Here is a 17,639-nt window from a genome sequence, read left to right as displayed (position 1 = left end):
AAAATATTTCACTACTCAATTCCACATCCATTACCCCACTTTTTAACTTGTTCCTCATGCTTTTTCCTACAGAATTCTAATTTAAATGATGAGATCAAGTTGCTTAATGACGTGTGCTTATGGTCAAGAATGACTCAGCAAAAATAATCAATCTGTGGTTAAATTTCGCCTGAATTGAATATTTTGACAAACTCCTTGTCGCTTTACCGCCATTCTGAGTCAATGGATACCGTATGAATCTCCTGAATCCCACGCTAATCACTTTCTTTTTTTATATTGTCGCCATGGTCGTCATTGGCTTATTTGCCTACCGTGCAACAAATAGTTTTGATGACTACATTCTCGGAGGGCGGCGCTTAGGAAGCTTTGTGACTGCACTTTCTGCAGGTGCATCCGACATGAGTGGTTGGTTACTGATGGGGCTTCCTGGCGCAATTTATCTCTCAGGCTTATCTGAAATGTGGATTGCAATTGGTCTAATTATTGGTGCATGGCTTAATTGGTTATTGGTTGCAGGGCGTTTACGTGTTCACACTGAAGTGCAAAACAATGCACTCACTCTCCCCGATTATTTTTCCAATCGATTTAATGATCATAAAAAAGTACTTAGGGTCGTATCTGCATTTGTCATTCTGATTTTCTTTGCCATTTACTGTGCTTCAGGCATGGTCGCAGGTGCACGTCTATTTGAAAGTATGTTTGGTATGTCATATGAATCTGCATTGTGGATTAGTGCGATTGCAACCATTAGTTATGTCTTTATTGGTGGATTTCTTGCAGTCAGCTGGACAGATACCATTCAAGCTACCCTGATGATTTTTGCATTACTCCTCACTCCTGTCGTTGCGGTGTTAAGCCTTGGTGATATGGCAACGGTTCATGCGGCACTTGAAGTTGCTCGTCCACAAGCCTACAGCTTATTTTCAGATTTAAGTGCTGTTGCCATTATATCCCTGATGGCATGGGGCTTAGGCTACTTCGGGCAACCGCATATATTAGTGCGTTTCATGGCAGCTGACTCGGTAAAATCCATTCCAAATGCCCGCCGAATTGGTATGGTGTGGATGATTTTATGTTTAGGTGGCGCAGTGGCTGCTGGCTTTTTTGGGATCGCCTATTTCCAAATTCATCCTGAACTTGCAGTAACAGTGAATCAAAATTCTGAAACTGTGTTCATGGAATTGACCAAAATCCTCTTTAATCCTTGGATTGCAGGAATTGTACTTGCTGCCATTTTAGCTGCTGTCATGAGCACACTCAGTTGTCAGCTATTGGTTTGTTCAAGCACATTAACAGAAGATTTTTATAAAGCCTTTATTCGTAAAAATGCTTCACAAAAAGAACTGGTTTGGGTCGGTCGTTTAATGGTTTTACTGATTGCAGTCTTAGCAATTGCACTTGCAAGTAACCCTGAATCTCAAGTCCTTGGCTTAGTCGCTTATGCGTGGGCGGGCTTTGGTGCCGCATTTGGCCCACTCATTTTGCTGTCATTGTTTTGGAAACGCATGAATTTGGCAGGTGCACTTGCAGGAATGATTGTTGGTGCTGTAGTCGTCATTCTTTGGAAAAATATCCCAGTCTTTGCTGATACTAAAATCTATGAAATTATTCCTGGATTCATCAGTGCAATGATCGCCATTATTGTCTTTAGCTTAATCACTCGTGCCCCTGAACAAGATGTTATTTATCGTTTTGAAGAAGCAGATCGTGCCTATAAAGATGTAAGTTAAAATATGTACGCATAAATCAGTACAATAAAAAACCGAAGCAAAATGCTTCGGTTTTTTATTCAATTTAAATGTACTTAACGACATTTAATCAAGATTATTTCAATTCAAATTAGCTTTGACGTGACAGTAAAAATTGCGAAATTTGATTTAATTCAGTCGCATTATCAGCAAAATATTCTAATGCTTCAAAAGCTTGGTCATGCAATTTCTGAGCATACTGTTTTGCCTGCTCTAGCCCCATTAATGCAGGATATGTAGACTTTTCAACTTGCTCATCTTTGCCTGCTGTTTTGCCTAACATTTCAGTATCGGCAGTGACATCTAAAATGTCATCTTGCACTTGAAATGCGAGCCCAATCGCTTGACCAAATTGACGTAACTTTGGAATAGCAGGATCAGTGCCTTCAAAAATGGTTACAGCCGCCATCATGATTGCGGCTTGAATCAACGCACCCGTTTTATTACGATGAATTTGTTCTAAATGTTCCTGATCAACATGCTTACCTTCAGCTTGTAAATCAAGCACTTGCCCACAGACCATTCGTGAACTTGCCGTCGCTAAAATCTGAATTTGACGCAAAACAATCTCCGCAGGTACAACTTGACCTTGATCAAACAAACGGCTTCCCAACACTTCAAATGCCATCGATTGTAGAATATCACCAGTCAACAATGCAGTATCTTCACCAAAAGCCACATGACAAGTCGGTTGTCCACGGCGCAATAAGTCATTGTCCATACACGGTAAATCATCATGTGCAAGCGAATAACAATGAATCAATTCAATGGCTACAGCCGCTCTACGCGCTGCCGCAAAACAAGGATGATTCGGTTTCAAATGAGAGGTTGCATAACACAGTGCTGGTCTTACACGTTTTCCACCCAACATCACCGCATGATGTACTGCACCTTTTAACGGCTCAGGAATAGAAAATGCATTAAGTGCGAGTTGTAAATCTTGCTGAATTTGTTGTTGCGCTGACTGTAAAACGTTTGCATGTACATGGGGTATAGATGTCACTTTTACGCCTCAAATGTTTGTACTCGTGTCTACTGAACCGAGCTAAAAATCTTGCCCTATTCTACATACAATACATACAACACTCACCCTCTAAATGCTCTGAACATCCTGAAATCTTTTTATCAAACACAGAATCAACAATTATTCATATCATCTTGTCGGACTCGAAGCATTCCCCGCTTATTGCCTTTTATTCAGGCATCATATAAATAGTGTTACTACCTTGCGATTTTGCCTGTTGCACAGCCTCCCCCATTTTCTGTAAAAGCTCATCTTCAGATAACACGGTGTTCGCTGCTTTATGAACAATACCAATACATGCCGTCAAAGATTCGGTAGAGTTTCCAGTTAGTTCTAAATTTTGTTGCGTAATTGCACATTTTAAACGCTCTGCAACGGTTAATACTGACCATTCTGTTGCATCAAACATCACCACCACAAAATTTGCAGAATTCATCCGAAAATACTTCGCATTATCTTGCGAAAGCTCTTCTGTTAAAATTTCTGCAACTTTTTCTAAAACTTTATCACCACAAGTATAACTATTAAATTGATTAAATTTTTTAAAGCTATCTAAATCAATTTTTAAAAACGAAATACGCTGTGTCATTAAGTCTAAATTTTCAGGATCAATTAAAAATTGCCCAAATGCGATTTTATTGGGTAAGCCTGTGACAGCATCTAAATATAAATGATCATGCAGTTTTTTATTATTGAGTAATAAAACATTTTCACGGCGTTTTAGACGAGTAATATCCGCACATACCACGACCACAGCAACGATTTCTCCATCTTGATCTCGAAGTGCCTTATAATAGGAGAGATAAAAATGGCCTCGACCATAAAACTCAAAATCGACTTCATTTTTGCCATTCTCAAACAATGGAATGACATCTAAAAACTGATGGTAAACAAGTGTTGAAACACTTTTCAGTAATTTACCATTCAAATACAGTGCATCACTTTCATAAAAATCAGCAAAACCCTGATTTAAACCAAGAAAACGAGATTCTCTACTAAAAATTGCAACAGGTATAGGTAACTGAGCTAGAAAAGAAACCAATTCCATTTTTTCAGTTTTTTGAATTAAATCAAGAAATTGTTCATCTTGAATCATTACCTTAAAACTACTCTCAACATCAACTTTATTCATGACATTTCCTCACACCTATTTATTCAAGGAATTATCGGTTTCGCTGATCTCATCATTAATTTTTTATATTAAGAATAGATTGATCGAAATGTGTAAATTTATAATCTTTATTGCATCGAATCTTTGAGTAAAAATAGCATAATTTTATTTTTATGAGAACAAGTTATCATTTTATAGTCTAGGATTTTCAATTACTTTATACAGATTGTAATCAATAATTAAAAAATAAATCCATAATAAAATGCTGCCAAAACAATGTATTTCAAATAGATTAAAACAACAAAGACCTTATTTTTCTTCTTTAAAATAAGGTCTTTAGGTAAAAAAGATACGTTCTTAATGATTAAAAATGATATGATTTAAACAAGCTACTCTCAATTTTTAAAAAATGCCACATCCATTTGTCTGATTTTTTTTATCAAAATAAGTATTAAAAGCTATCGGCTGGAATTCTTACCCAACCTTCCATCAAAACACGTGCGCTACGACTCATAATGGCTTTTTTGACTACCCATTGTCCATTTTCTTGCGAGGCTTGTGCACCAACACGTAATGTCCCTGATGGATGTCCAAAACGTACAGCCTCACGTTCATCACCACCTGCTGCCAAATTGACTAAAGTACCTGGAATTGCTGCTGCTGTACTAATCGCAACTGCTGCTGTACCCATCATGGCATGATGTAATTTGCCCATTGAAAGTGCACGCACCAATAAATCAACATCCGTTGTATTTACTTGTTTACCACTTGAAGATACATAGGCTTTTGGTGCAGATACAAAAGCCACTTTAGGTGTATGTTGGCGTGTTGCTGCTTCACTTACATCTTTAATTAAACCCATTTTCAAAGCACCGTAAGCACGAATGGTTTCAAAACGAGCTAAGGCATCGACATCATTATTGATAGCATCTTGCAATTCAGTTCCCTGATAACCAATCTCTTCTGCATTTAAAAATACAGTCGGAATACCAGCATTGATTAGTGTAGCTTGAAATGTACCAATATCAGGAACGTCAAGTGAATCAACGACATTACCTGTTGGAAACATTGCACCGCCATCTTCACCATCATCCGCTGGATCAAGAAATTCAATTTGTACTTCTGCCGCAGGGAATGTCACACCATCTAATTCAAAATCACCCGTTTCTTGTACCTGACCTTTTGTCACAGGGACATGCGCAATAATGGTTTTTTGAATATTAGCTTGCCAAATACGTACAGTGCATAAACCATTTTCAGGAATGCGAGAGGCATCGACCATGCCATTACTAATTGCAAATGAACCGACTGCCGCTGTTAAGTTGCCACAGTTTCCGCTCCAATCGACAAATGCTTTATCGATGGATACTTGTCCAAATAGATAATCGACATCATGTTCAGGCTGACTACTTTTAGACAATATTACAGTTTTACTTGTGCTTGAAGTCGCTGCCCCCATACCATCAATTTGCTTGCCGTAAGGATCTGGACTACCAATCACACGAAGTAGTAATTGATCTCGAGCTTGACCCGCAACTTGAGCCTGTTCAGGTAAGTCTTTTAAATTGAAAAATACGCCTTTACTCGTACCACCACGCATGTAAGTTGCCGGAATTTTAATTTGTGCAGCAAAGCTCATTGGTCTATATCCTTTAAATTCTCATTGTGATTCAATTTTTTAACTCTCTTCTGTCAAATCACTCAGATTCAGCAGAAATGTCTTTCATTTCCTTTAAAACAGTATAAAACAGATCCTCATCAAAAAAATGAATTTAGATTCAATATTTTTTTACTTTAGTCTTAAAAAATTATTCTATTGTTTTTTAAAAGAATAGTTTTTTAAATCAATTTATGACCCATGCATTCAGTCGAACATAAGGGTGTACTACTAGGCTAAGTGTTACCAATCATTTACAATTATTAAATTCCATTAAAAAAAGAGCTGAATACTTTGAGCAACGAGTCTACAAATCTTCAGCGGGGACTTAAAAACCGGCATATCCAACTCATAGCCATGGGTGGCGCGATTGGTACCGGATTGTTTTTAGGATCCGCACAAGTCATTCAATCTGCAGGACCTTCTATTATTCTAGGTTATGCCATAGGTGGCTTAATTGCATTTCTCATTATGCGTCAATTGGGTGAAATGATTGTTGAAGAACCTGTCGCAGGTTCATTCAGTCATTTTGCCAATAAGTACTGGGGAAAATTCCCTGGTTTCTTAGCCGGTTGGAACTATTGGATTTTGTATGTTTTGGTTGCAATGACCGAATTGACAGCCGTTGCCAAATATATTCACTATTGGTGGCCGCAAATTCCTGCTTGGTCATCGGTATTGTTCTTTTTCATTGTCATTACCATTGTTAACTTGGGCAATGTGAAGTTTTATGGTGAATCTGAATTTTGGCTTGCCATTATTAAAGTTGCCGCTGTTGTTTCTATGATCGTGTTTGGTCTGTATTTGCTTTTAACAGCAGATGTTGGCTCAACTGCCTCATTTAGTAACTTATGGATGCATGGTGGTTTCTTCCCACATGGCTTTGATGGCTTATTCTATATGCTTGCCTTCTTGATGTTTGCCTTTGGTGGCATCGAGTTAATTGGTATGGCGGCAGCTGAAGCTGAAAACCCTGAAAAAACCATTCCGAAAGCGATTAACCAAGTGGTTTTTCGTATCTTGATTTTCTATGTCGGCTCATTAACCATTTTACTCTCGCTTGTACCATGGAATCAGCTCGATTTAGGTGGTCTAGATAAAAGCCCATTCGTGATGATTTTCAGTCAATTGGGTATTGGTTGGGCAGCGCACTTGTTAAACTTCATCATTTTAACAGCGGCACTTTCTGTTTATAACAGTGGCATGTATGCCAACAGTCGTATGTTATTTGGTTTGGCAAAACAAGGCAATGCACCGAAAATCTTTGAAAAAGTGAATAAACATGGTGTGCCTATTCCTGCAGTATTGTTCTCAGCATTACTGATTTTTGGTTGTGTATTATTGAACTATTTTGTTCCAGAAGATGCTTTAAGCCACCTTATGTATATTGTGGTTGGTGCATTGGTCTTAAACTGGGCAATGATTAGTTTAACGCATTTGAAATTTAAACAAGCCATGGATAAATTAGGCAAAGTTTCTAAATTTCCTGCACTTTGGGCACCAATCAGCAACTATTTGGTATTGGCATTCATTTTGACTGTTTTGTACATTATGTGGACGCAAGGCTTTAAAGAATCTGTAATCATGATTCCTATTTGGATTGTAGTAATGGCAGTTGTATTTAAACTACTGAATTCAAAAAAATAATAACGCTATAAATTTTATGAAAAAAAAAGTTATTGCCTTGGCAATAACTTTTTTTTTATTTATTTTTGGGTTAAATTAGGTGTCCTTGCGCTCTTAGCTTAATTGGATAGAGCAGTTGCCTCCTAAGTGACCGGCGTGGGTTCGACTCCCGCAGAGCGCACCAAATCAATCAAACGATACAATAAAAATGTCTCTCTTAAAGTGCTGTCACGCCTCCATCTACCGCAATTGCCTGCCCTGTCATATAGGTATTTTGGGGTGAACATAGCATTAACATCACATCGATAATTTCATCTGTCGTTGCCAAGCGTTTCATTGGCGAAGAGTTATTTAAAAATTCAATTTTATCAGATAGCTGACTTTCAGTAACTAAGGGGGTTTGCGTATAAAATGGGCAAATTGCATTGATTCGAATATTCTTTTTAGCATACTCCACAGCAGCCGTTTTCGTTAGTCCAATCACAGCATACTTAGATGCTGAATAAGATGCCAATTTCGGTGCTGCACCCAATCCCGCAACAGACGACACATTTAAAATTACACCTGATAGCTCAGACTTAACCATCGCTGAAAGTTGATGCTTCATCCCTAAAAATACACCTTTGGTATTTACATTCATGGCAAAGTCAAAATCAGCTTCTGAAATTTCATGAAAAGAATGCATCGGGGGACAAATACCTGCATTATTCACTGCAATATCCAATCGCCCCCATGTATCTAATGCTAATTGTACAAGCGCAACTTGATCTGTATTTTGACTCACATCACATACATTAAAAGCAACTTGAATATCTAACGCTGTCAGATCAGCAACCACTTTTTGAAGTGCTATTTGATTTACGTCACCTAAAATGAGCTTCGCACCTTGTTTGCCTAGTGCAAAAGCTAAAGCCGAACCTAGACCACTTCCCGCACCTGTAATAAGTGCAACTTGATCTTTAAATTTTTTATTAAAAACCATATATACTCAATCCATCACTATTCTAAAAATTATTTTAATGGAATTATGTTTTAATACTTATCATATTATGACAACATTAAATAATGTAATTAGTATTTTTATTTAATTAAAATTATTTTAGTTTTCACTAAAAACATTTAATACAAAGTAAACAGCTCAAAATATTTATCTAAAACAATAAAATCAATACAACATCCAAAAATAAAAAATATTCAGGAAATAATAAAACGGCAACTCATTCAGAACAATATAGATTAACCATTAGCATAGTATAATTTAGAAAAAAAAACAAAAATACACATTAAATAAAATTCATTTTTATTTTTCTACAACCTGCTATCTTTTTTATTAAAAATCTACAATATTTATTTTTTTCAAAAACCAAAAAAAAATATTGTAAAATTATGAATAATGCATAGATAAAATTATATTTCTCACATAGCAAATAATAGATTACAACGACTTGGACTTAAACAATATCGTTATAAAAATCAAGTAAAAAAGCAATAAATCTAGGTATTCATAAAATAATTTATCAAGACCTATTATTAAGAACACATAAATACGCACATTACTTAAAATAATTGAACATAAAAACAAAAGAACGTCTTGGAATACTCATTTAACCATTCATTGAAAATATCGTTCAATTAGCAATTTTAGATGTAGATGAAACTTAATAAAAACTAACCTAATTTACGTTTTAAAAAATGCTTAATAAAATTGATTTTAAATTTTGATTACACAAGACTCAGATAAAGATCGTTAAATGAACCAAATACTATTAAAATACGTAATTTAAACCAACACCAACAAAACAATATCGAATTAGTGCAACTTGAAATAAATCATCGAACTCATATTCTAGCTACATACATCAGGAACACCTAAAGCCGTTTAGATTCAAGCAAAAGCTATTCTAAGATTTACTTATATTCATGATTTTTCTCCATTCTAAGAAACTGATCATGTAGCGCATATTAGTATTCCAACCTTTAATGCTTCTCTATCTAAAAAATATGGAAGCAATATTAAATGGAGTCAAACTATTTATTATTTCTAAACACAAAATTTTAGGATAGTCATAAATTTAAAGAAAATATTTAAAAAAATAAAATTGCTGTTATAGCAATTACAACACAACTATTAACTTTAACTAAAGAGTGTCTGCAAAATCGGTGAATATGCAGTACTAAAAATAAACGCTTCAGTTTACATTTTTTTTACTAAACCTTGCTCTAGAGTATTTACTCTTATTTTTTATATGATATTTTGTAAACAGAAGTAAATTACGTATTGGATTATGTAAAGCGTGTGTTATTTCAAATATACAAACAAGTGCTTCAAATTATTCATTTTATACATTTAGGGAAAGATTAGAATGAAATTAAAAACATTAACATTGGCTCTTCTTGCAACAACTATTCCGACAACTGGTGTTTTTGCTGCAGCATTAGATCGCTCAGGTCAATCTATTTCTGCTTTCTTACAACCAGACAACTATTTTGAAGCAGGTATTTCAATTTTAGATCCAACTGTTGAGGGTCAAGAAGCAGGTACATCACCTACACGTCGTGATATTAGTGACATGGGGGATGATTACTACTTCCCTTCGGCAGCAGTAAAACTACAAGTTACAGATAAATTTTCATTTGGTCTTCTTTACGATCAACCTTTTGGAGCAGATGCGGCATACAAAGGTAATAATGCATTCGTTTCAAATCCTGGTGTAGATACAATTTTACCTAAAACACAGCTTGATGCTCTAGCAGCGGCTGGTGTTGCTAAAGTTACAGCTTATATGCAATCTGATGCAGCCAAACAAGCGATTGGCGGTTTAATGCAGCAAGGTCTGTCACAACAAGCCGCTACTCAAGCTGTTTTAGCAAAAGCAAGTGAGCCACTTGTTGCACTTAGTAAAGGGCTAGCTGATGCAAATGCTAATCTTGGTTCAGGTAGTACCGCAGTAGAAGTTGACACCCAAAATCTTTCAATGATTTTTGGCTTCCAACCAACAAAAAACTTTAACCTCTATGGTGGCGGTGTTTACCAAACGATCAAAGGAAATGTAAGCCTTCGTGGTACAGCGTACAGCTTATATAACGGTTATGACGCTAAAATTAAAGAAACAGGTGGCGTTGGTTGGTTAGCAGGTGCAGCATTTCAACTTCCTGAAATTGCCTTAAAAGCATCTGTCACCTATCGCTCTGAAATTGATCATGATGTAGATGCAGTAGAAAATTTAACTGTTGAAAAAGCACTAGATGCAAATCCTGCTGTATTAGGTGGCTTAGGTGTTACTCCAGCACAAATTGCAGCAATGAAATCTACTGGTGAAACTAAAATCACTACACCACAATCTGTAAATGTCGATTTCCAAACAGGAATCATGGCTAATACTGTTGCATTTGCAAATTTACGTTGGGTAAATTGGAAAGACTTCTCTATTCAACCATACAAATTTGGTAAGGTTTCAGAAGCAATTGGTGGCTTAGTGGGTCGTCCAAATGGCTTTAACCTTGTTGAATATTCAGATGATCAATACTCTGTCACTGCTGGTGTAGGTCGTAAAGTAAATGATCATTGGGCAGGTAACGTTTCTGTAGGTTGGGATTCTGGTGCAGGTAATCCTGTTTCGACTTTAGGTCCAACAGAAGGTTATTGGAACGTAGGTCTTGGTGTTCAGTATAGCCCTACTCCTGCAACATTCATTTCAGGTGGCGTTAAATACTTCTGGTTAGGCGATGCTAAAGCTCAAACTGGTGCTCAAGCAGGTGGTAGTGATTACGTTGCTGAGTTCAAAGACAACAATGCGCTCGCTTATGGCTTGAAACTTGGTTATAGATTCTAATTCTATACACTTCGTATAAAGTCTAAAAAGACCATGATTTATCATGGTCTTTTTTATTGTTCTCATTTTTATTTTTGACTGTGTTTTAAAATCAACCAATTGAATGAAAACAAATAACTTTTAAAATTAAAATAATTACTCTAATTTAATTATGACAAGTTATTAATATACAAACATATTTATAGGCTATTTACTCTATTCAAGCTTTTTTTATACATCCTGAGTTCAAATTCTAAACAGCATCAAGCATTTACAGATTGTAAAATTGTGTTAACTTCCCTCCCTGTTTTAAAAAAGTAAGTCATATCAGGGAAATGCATCATGCAATTGACTAAGCTTCACACAGCTATTCTATTAGGTTTACTACCGACAACTTCCGTATTTGCTGCTGGTCTCGATCGTTCAGGGCAATCTATCCAAGCATTTTTACAGCCAGGTAATTATGCAGAAGCTGCAATTACAGTTATTGATCCTGACGTAAAAGGTCAAGCGATTAATCAACAAAATGTAAATGACATGGCAGATGATTATTACTTCCCATCAGCAGCAATTAAAGTTCAAGCGACTGATAAAATTTCTCTAGGCTTAATTTACGACCAACCTTATGGCGCTGATGCACAATACGGCTTAGAAAATCCAGTTTTTTCACAAAATGGACAGGGCACAAAAGTTGAGGTCAGAACTGAAAATCTAACAGGTTTAATCGGTTACCAACCAACTAAAAACTGGAATTTTTATGCAGGTCCTATTTGGCAAACAGTAGAAGCTGACATTGCTTTACGTGGTATGGCTTATAAAAACTCAGGTTATAATATTAAAGTCGATAAAGAAGAAGCTTGGGGTTGGCTCGCAGGTGCGGCATATCAAATTCCTGAAATTGCATTAAAGGCTGCTATCACTTATCGTTCTGAAATTGAACATAATGCAACAGCACATGAATCTTTTGGTTTAGGACTTTTAAAAGTACCAACATCAACTTTACAAGCTACCACACCTCAATCGGTAAATATTGATCTACAAACAGGCATTGCAAAAAATACACTTGCTTTTGCCAATATTCGCTGGGTACATTGGGATCAATTCGCTGTTACGCCAACAGCTTTAAAAGCTAAATCTGGTTTTAATCTTATCGATTACTCTGATGACCAATGGTCTGCAAATGTTGGTCTAGGTCATAAATTTAATGACAAATGGTCAGGCTCAGCACTTATCAGCTATGATACAGGTGCAGGCAACCCAGTCACTACACTTGGTCCAACAGAAGGCTATTGGGGCATCGGCTTAGGCGGTCAATTTAGCCCAGCAGAAAACTATTTTGTGCAAGCAGGTGCCCGCTACATGTGGTTAGGCGATGCAAAAGCACAAACTGGTGGTACAGTTGTTGGTGAGTTTAACGACAATACAGCTTTAGCCTATACTTTAAAATTCGGTTATCGTTTCTAAAACTAAACGATGCAAGCAAAGTAAAAAGGCACGTAATGTGCCTTTTTACTTTAATCAAAATATTAAGCTGGAATATCTCGGTTCGATGCATTACGAATTGCTTCTTTTAATGCTGCATAACCATGAATAGGTGGGAATTGAGGAAATTCTGCAATCACATTATCTGGTGCATCAAATAAGAAACCAGCATCTGCTTCACCAAGCATTGTGGTGTCATTATAAGAATCACCTGCCGCAATCACACGGAAATTCAAACCATGTAATGCTTGTACTGCTTTGCGTTTCTGATCAGGTTGGCGAAGTTTATAAGCAGCAATCACACCATTTTCATCGGTTTCAAGTTTATGACAGAAAATGGTTGGCCAACCCAATTGTTTCATGAGTGGATGTGCGAACTCATAAAAAGTATCGGATAAAATAATCAATTGAAAATGTGTACTCACCCACTCTACAAATTCTTTTGCACCTTCAAATGGTCCCATATCCGCAATCACGGCTTGAATATCGTTTAAACCCAAACCATGCTGTTTGAGAATATTTAAACGCTGAGTCATTAAAACATCGTAGTCTGGAATATCACGCGTTGTTGCTTCTAGCTCTTTAATTCCTGTTTTTTTTGCAAAATTGATCCAAATTTCTGGCACTAAAACGCCTTCAAGATCTAGACATACGACTTCCATGAATCATTCCTCTGTTTTATTAATAAAATTCAAACTATCATAGCTTATGTTTACAACATTTCCTCGCTCTTTATTAATTCCATTTTTTTCATAACTAATTAATTTTTAGTGATAAGTCAAACTTATGAATTCTAGTAAAATAGTTATAAAATTATTTAATATAGGTTTCATTGTTCCAAGCCTATAGCCAGGACAGATATGACAACAATCCCTACTATTGATCTAGTTGATGCACTTGCTGCTGAATATCTAGATCAGTCCCCAATGGACATTTTAAAACTTGCACTTAGCCAATCAGGTGATGTAGCAATCTCATTTTCAGGTGCTGAAGATGTGGTCTTAATTGATATGGCTGCAAATTTGGGTAAACCTTTCCGTGTATTTAGCTTAGATACAGGTCGTCTACATCCTGAAACTTATCAATTTATTGAAACTGTGCGTAAGCATTATAAAATTGATATTGAAATTTGCTATCCAGAAACGGAAGCCGTGCAAAATTTTGTCAAAGAAAAAGGCTTATTTAGCTTTTTTGAGGATGGTCATCAACAATGCTGTGGCATTCGAAAAGTCCAACCCTTACGTAAAAAATTAGCAACACTCGATGGTTGGATTACAGGTCAACGTAAAGATCAAAGTCCAGGAACACGTAATGAAATTCCTGTGGTTCAAGCAGATGTAGGATTTTCAGGTCCAAATAAGCAACTCATTAAATACAATCCACTTGCTAATTGGACTAGTGCTGATGTATGGAACTACATCCGTATGATGGAGATTCCTTATAATTCATTACATGAACGAGGCTTTATTTCAATTGGTTGCGAACCTTGTACACGTGCTGTTTTACCGAATCAACATGAGCGTGAAGGTCGTTGGTGGTGGGAAGAAGCAACACACAAAGAATGTGGTTTACACGCAGGAAATCTAAAGAAATAATAATAAAAGCCACTCATTTTGTAGTGGCTTTTCATTGTGACGCAGCATTTCAAAAAAATTTAGATATCTCGTAAAAAAAGCTCTATACTCAAAAACTGATTTGATAATTCTAAAAATCCAGCACTCAGACAAGAGCGGCTGTTGTATTTGCAGTGAGGCAACCAAAAAACCATGCGCCCATTACACCCGATCGATTTCATCTTTCTAAACTTAGAAAAACGCCAACAACCCATGCATGTGGGTGGTCTATTTTTATTTCAGATTCCTGAACATGCACCGTCGACTTTTATTCAAGACCTTGTTGCAGATATTCGAAACTCGAAAAGTATCCCTGTTCCACCCTTCAATAACCGCCTCAATGGTTTTTTTTGGGATGAAGATGAAGAGTTTGATATAGACCATCATTTCCGTCATATTGCGTTACCACATCCTGGTCGTATTCGTGAATTGCTTATCTATATTTCTCAAGAACATAGTTCACTCATTGACCGAGCAAAACCCCTGTGGACCTGTCATATTATTGAAGGCATAGAAGGCAACCGCTTTGCTATGTATTTCAAAATACATCATGCCATGATTGATGGTGTAGCAGGCATGCGCTTATTAGAGAAATCCTTTTCTAAAGATCTAAATTCAAAAACGATCGTTCCACCTTGGTGTATTGAAGGTAAACGTGCAAAACGCTTAAAACAAACGCGATTAGGTAAAATTAAAAATATTCTGTCCACAATTAAAGGACAGCTTGAAGTTGCACCTACTGTGACCCAAGAATTATTTAAAACTGTCTTTACAGAAATGGGCAAAAATCCAGATTATGTTTCAAGTTTTCAAGCACCAAGCAGTTTATTTAATCAGCGTGTAAGTTCATCACGACGTTTTGCGGCACAGTCTTTTGATTTGGGTCGCTTTAGAGCAATTTCCCAAGCGCTTGGTGTAACCATTAATGATGTTGTTCTTGCTGTTTGCTCAGGTGCATTACGTGATTATTTGATCACTCAAGATGCCCTACCTAAAAAGCCCTTAATTGCGATGGTTCCTGCATCATTACGTGATGATGACTCAGATATGAGTAATCGAATTACCATGATCTTAGCCAACTTAGGTACTCATAAAGAAGAGCCGCTTGAACGCCTAGAAATTATCAAACGTAGTGTACAAAACTCCAAAACACGCTTTAAACGTATGAGTTCTAATCAAATTTTAAATTATAGTGCATTTATATATGGCGCCGCAGGTTTAAATATTGCTTCAGGCTTAATGCCAAAACGCCAAGCTTTTAACGTGATTATTTCTAATGTTCCAGGACCACGCGAACCGTTATATTGGAATGGTGCAAAATTAGATGCCATATATCCTGCATCTATTGTTCTAGATGGACAAGCACTTAACATCACCATGACAAGTTATATGGATAAACTAGAAGTCGGACTAACAGGCTGCCGTAAAACATTGCCTAAAATGCAAACTTTACTCACACACCTAGAACAAGAAATTCAACGTTTTGAACAATTGATTCAAGTCACTCAACCTATACAAGCTGAAATTATTAATGTTCCTGCAACTGAAAAAGTAAAATCTGAATCTGTTAAGAAAGCATCTATTCCTAAAAAATCTGCTGAAATTGAGTTACCGAAAAAGCAAGTTTCGGCAAAAAACGATATGGAAGAAAATGCAACTTTGAATAAGACTGAAATTGAGCAAACTAAACCAATTTAGATTTTTTATTTTTTAAACATGAACTTATTTTATAAATTTTAGATCAAAAAATTAAGGGGCTTTAAATGAGCCCCTTAATTTTTCACGCTACGACATTGTTTTAATAATTGATGACACACTGAAACAACCATATCTTTAGTGATATGCACTTCTCGTCCTTTATCATCTAACATCACACATGTATTCTTTGCTTGATTTTCAAGGACATGCTGCAAACCGCGCGTTATCATTTTTTCTGTTACATTCATTTTTGACCTCACTTGCTCAGACAATTTTACTTTTGTCTTTGGCTACCTAGATGTTATTAGTATTGTAAAATCAGCAACGAATGTAAAATTTCAGATGTAACAAGTGTTTAACGATATCCTGTTACAATTTCAACTTAAAATGATATCGTACTGCTCTTGAGTATATAAATTTTCGACTTGGAACTTAATCACACGCTGAATAAAATGTTCTAAATCAGCCACTGCTGTTGCTTCCGCAGTCAATAAACGATCGATCACGGAAGGATGAGCAACAACGGTGAAGCCACTTTGCGACTCATAAGCACGCGTATAACGTAAAATCTCACGAAATATTTCATAACAAATCGATTCTGCCGTTTTAACAAAACCACGCCCCTGACAAGTCGGGCAAGATTCACATAATAAGTGTTCCAATGATTCTCGTGTACGCTTACGGGTCATTTCAACCAAGCCCAACTCTGAAACTTGGGTAATTTTAGTCTTTGCATGATCACGCTCCAGCATTTTTTCAAACTGGCACATGACTTCATCACGATGAACAGCTTCCTGCATATCAATGAAATCAATAATAATGATTCCACCTAAATTACGCAGACGCAGTTGACGTGCAATGACGAGCGTTGCTTCCATGTTGGTTTTGAACACCGTATCTTCAAGTGTTCTTCCACCCACATATGAACCCGTGTTCACATCAATCGTGGTCATGGCTTCGGTTTGGTCAATCATCAGATAACCACCTGACTTCAACGCAACTCGTGTTTGTAATGCTTTTTGAATATCTTCTTCGACATTATATAAATCAAAAATAGGACGCTCGCCAGGATAATGACTTAAACGTTCCTTCATGTTGGGTACAAAAACATCGACAAATTCTTTTAATTTACTATGAATTTCACGAGAATCGACTAAAATTTTTGCGGTTTCATCATTGGCAAGATCACGAATTACACGCTGTGGCAGTGGCAATTCTTCAAAAATGAGTGAAGGTACAACCACGCTTCTCTGTCTACTTTGGATATATTCCCAAAGTTTCGCAAGGTATGCCATGTCTTGAGCAATTGCTTCTTCTTCGATTCCTTCTGCTGCAGTACGCACAATCACAGAACCAGGTAATTTATGCTGTGTTTGAATCCGTTCAATCATCGAACGTAAGCGGTCACGTTCAACTTCTGACTCAATTCGCTGTGAAACACCTATATGATGACCAAAAGGCATGAGTACCAAATATCGCGAAGGAATAGAAAGGTCTGTACTTAAACGAGCCCCTTTCGTCCCTAACATGTCTTTCATGACCTGAACCGTCAAAATTTGACCTGGTTGCAGAAGTTCGAAAACATTTGGTGTTGGTTGGTTTTTTGGCCACACCATATCATTGATGTGTAAAAAAGCAGTTCGAGATAAACCAATATCGACAAAAGCCGCTTGCATGCCTGGAAGCACGCGCACAACCTTCCCCTTATAGACATTGCCTACAAGACCACGTTTGGCAGCACGTTCAACAAATAACTCATTGACCGTCCCATTTTGAATTAAAGCCACACGACATTCCATAGGTGTGACATTAATCAGTAATTCGTCAGACATAACAAAACTCAAAACATTATAAAATTTTTTTGAGGC

General features: G+C 36.7%; 12 protein-coding genes, 1 tRNA gene and 1 pseudogene. 7 read left to right on the top strand and 7 right to left on the bottom strand.

Annotation, left to right across the window (positions count from 1 at the left end):
* The first annotated feature begins 233 nt into the window (after positions 1-233).
* Positions 234-1,730, top strand: coding sequence for a sodium/proline symporter PutP (gene putP, locus FW754_RS04215; protein WP_446323959.1), 1,497 nt, complete (start codon positions 234-236; stop codon positions 1,728-1,730).
* 109 nt (positions 1,731-1,839) lie between these two features.
* Here putP and FW754_RS04210 read toward each other — a convergent pair whose 3' ends face one another.
* The 3 genes from FW754_RS04210 to prpF all read right to left on the bottom strand — a co-directional run bounded on the left by FW754_RS04210 (position 1,840) and on the right by prpF (position 5,522).
* Positions 1,840-2,751: a polyprenyl synthetase family protein gene (locus FW754_RS04210; RefSeq protein WP_446323958.1), complete on the bottom strand. Its 912-nt coding sequence runs from the start codon at positions 2,749-2,751 to the stop codon at positions 1,840-1,842.
* A gap of 190 nt (positions 2,752-2,941) precedes the next feature.
* A complete protein-coding gene (locus FW754_RS04205) occupies positions 2,942-3,904 on the bottom strand; it encodes a GGDEF domain-containing protein (RefSeq protein WP_446323957.1) in 963 nt (320 codons plus the stop codon).
* 430 nt (positions 3,905-4,334) lie between these two features.
* A complete protein-coding gene (gene prpF / locus FW754_RS04200) occupies positions 4,335-5,522 on the bottom strand; it encodes a 2-methylaconitate cis-trans isomerase PrpF (RefSeq protein WP_446323956.1) in 1,188 nt (395 codons plus the stop codon).
* A gap of 312 nt (positions 5,523-5,834) precedes the next feature.
* On the opposite strand from prpF, the gene FW754_RS04195 reads away from it, so the two are divergent.
* Both FW754_RS04195 and FW754_RS04190 read left to right on the top strand, forming a co-directional pair.
* Positions 5,835-7,187, top strand: a complete 1,353-nt coding sequence (locus FW754_RS04195) for an amino acid permease (protein WP_446323955.1) — start codon at positions 5,835-5,837, stop codon at positions 7,185-7,187.
* Positions 7,188-7,274: 87 nt separating this feature from the next.
* Positions 7,275-7,350 (top strand) — tRNA-Arg (locus tag FW754_RS04190).
* Between the two features lie 33 nt (positions 7,351-7,383).
* Here the strand turns inward: FW754_RS04190 and FW754_RS04185 are convergent.
* Positions 7,384-8,148, bottom strand: coding sequence for an SDR family NAD(P)-dependent oxidoreductase (locus FW754_RS04185; protein WP_446323954.1), 765 nt, complete (start codon positions 8,146-8,148; stop codon positions 7,384-7,386).
* Positions 8,149-9,529: 1,381 nt separating this feature from the next.
* Between FW754_RS04185 and FW754_RS04180 the strand changes: the two genes are divergently transcribed.
* Together FW754_RS04180 and FW754_RS04175 are read left to right on the top strand one after the other, a co-directional pair.
* Complete coding sequence (locus FW754_RS04180) at positions 9,530-10,999, top strand: long-chain fatty acid transporter (protein WP_446323953.1); 1,470 nt, start codon at positions 9,530-9,532, stop codon at positions 10,997-10,999.
* 321 nt (positions 11,000-11,320) lie between these two features.
* Entirely contained in the window at positions 11,321-12,442 is a 1,122-nt protein-coding gene (locus FW754_RS04175; RefSeq protein ID WP_446323952.1) for an OmpP1/FadL family transporter, read from the top strand.
* Positions 12,443-12,504: 62 nt separating this feature from the next.
* Here the strand turns inward: FW754_RS04175 and thrH are convergent, their stop codons facing one another.
* Positions 12,505-13,122: a bifunctional phosphoserine phosphatase/homoserine phosphotransferase ThrH gene (gene thrH, locus FW754_RS04170; protein WP_446323951.1), complete on the bottom strand. Its 618-nt coding sequence runs from the start codon at positions 13,120-13,122 to the stop codon at positions 12,505-12,507.
* Between the two features lie 198 nt (positions 13,123-13,320).
* Here thrH and FW754_RS04165 point away from each other — a divergent pair, with 198 nt between their 5' ends.
* Both FW754_RS04165 and FW754_RS04160 read left to right on the top strand, forming a co-directional pair.
* Entirely contained in the window at positions 13,321-14,055 is a 735-nt protein-coding gene (locus FW754_RS04165; protein WP_409511284.1) for a phosphoadenylyl-sulfate reductase, read from the top strand.
* A gap of 171 nt (positions 14,056-14,226) precedes the next feature.
* A pseudogene (locus FW754_RS04160) lies at positions 14,227-15,582 on the top strand (WS/DGAT/MGAT family O-acyltransferase); the annotation flags it as partial.
* A 263-nt stretch (positions 15,583-15,845) separates the two neighbouring features.
* Here FW754_RS04160 and FW754_RS04155 read toward each other — a convergent pair.
* Positions 15,846-16,019 (bottom strand): PA1571 family protein, encoded by a 174-nt coding sequence (locus FW754_RS04155; protein ID WP_409511285.1) that lies wholly within the window; start codon positions 16,017-16,019, stop codon positions 15,846-15,848.
* Between the two features lie 129 nt (positions 16,020-16,148).
* A complete protein-coding gene (gene rng, locus FW754_RS04150; RefSeq protein WP_409511286.1) occupies positions 16,149-17,603 on the bottom strand; it encodes a ribonuclease G in 1,455 nt (484 codons plus the stop codon).
* Between the last annotated feature and the right edge of the window lie 36 nt (positions 17,604-17,639).

The organism is Acinetobacter sp. 1207_04 (assembly GCF_052850415.1).
The sequence above is the reverse complement of the archived record's forward strand: the minus strand, read 5'-3'. Positions and strand labels throughout refer to the sequence as shown.

Excerpts from the sequence above, each read along its gene's own strand:
- putP (WP_446323959.1), top strand. The coding sequence starts at position 234 with ATGAATCTCCTGAATCCCACGCTAATCACTTTCTTTTTTTATATTGTC.
- FW754_RS04205 (WP_446323957.1), bottom strand. The coding sequence starts at position 3,904 with ATGAATAAAGTTGATGTTGAGAGTAGTTTTAAGGTAATGATTCAAGAT.
- prpF (WP_446323956.1), bottom strand. The coding sequence starts at position 5,522 with ATGAGCTTTGCTGCACAAATTAAAATTCCGGCAACTTACATGCGTGGT.
- FW754_RS04185 (WP_446323954.1), bottom strand. The coding sequence starts at position 8,148 with ATGGTTTTTAATAAAAAATTTAAAGATCAAGTTGCACTTATTACAGGT.
- FW754_RS04180 (WP_446323953.1), top strand. The coding sequence starts at position 9,530 with ATGAAATTAAAAACATTAACATTGGCTCTTCTTGCAACAACTATTCCG.
- FW754_RS04175 (WP_446323952.1), top strand. The coding sequence starts at position 11,321 with ATGCAATTGACTAAGCTTCACACAGCTATTCTATTAGGTTTACTACCG.
- thrH (WP_446323951.1), bottom strand. The coding sequence starts at position 13,122 with ATGGAAGTCGTATGTCTAGATCTTGAAGGCGTTTTAGTGCCAGAAATT.
- FW754_RS04165 (WP_409511284.1), top strand. The coding sequence starts at position 13,321 with ATGACAACAATCCCTACTATTGATCTAGTTGATGCACTTGCTGCTGAA.
- FW754_RS04155 (WP_409511285.1), bottom strand. The coding sequence starts at position 16,019 with ATGAATGTAACAGAAAAAATGATAACGCGCGGTTTGCAGCATGTCCTT.
- rng (WP_409511286.1), bottom strand. The coding sequence starts at position 17,603 with ATGTCTGACGAATTACTGATTAATGTCACACCTATGGAATGTCGTGTG.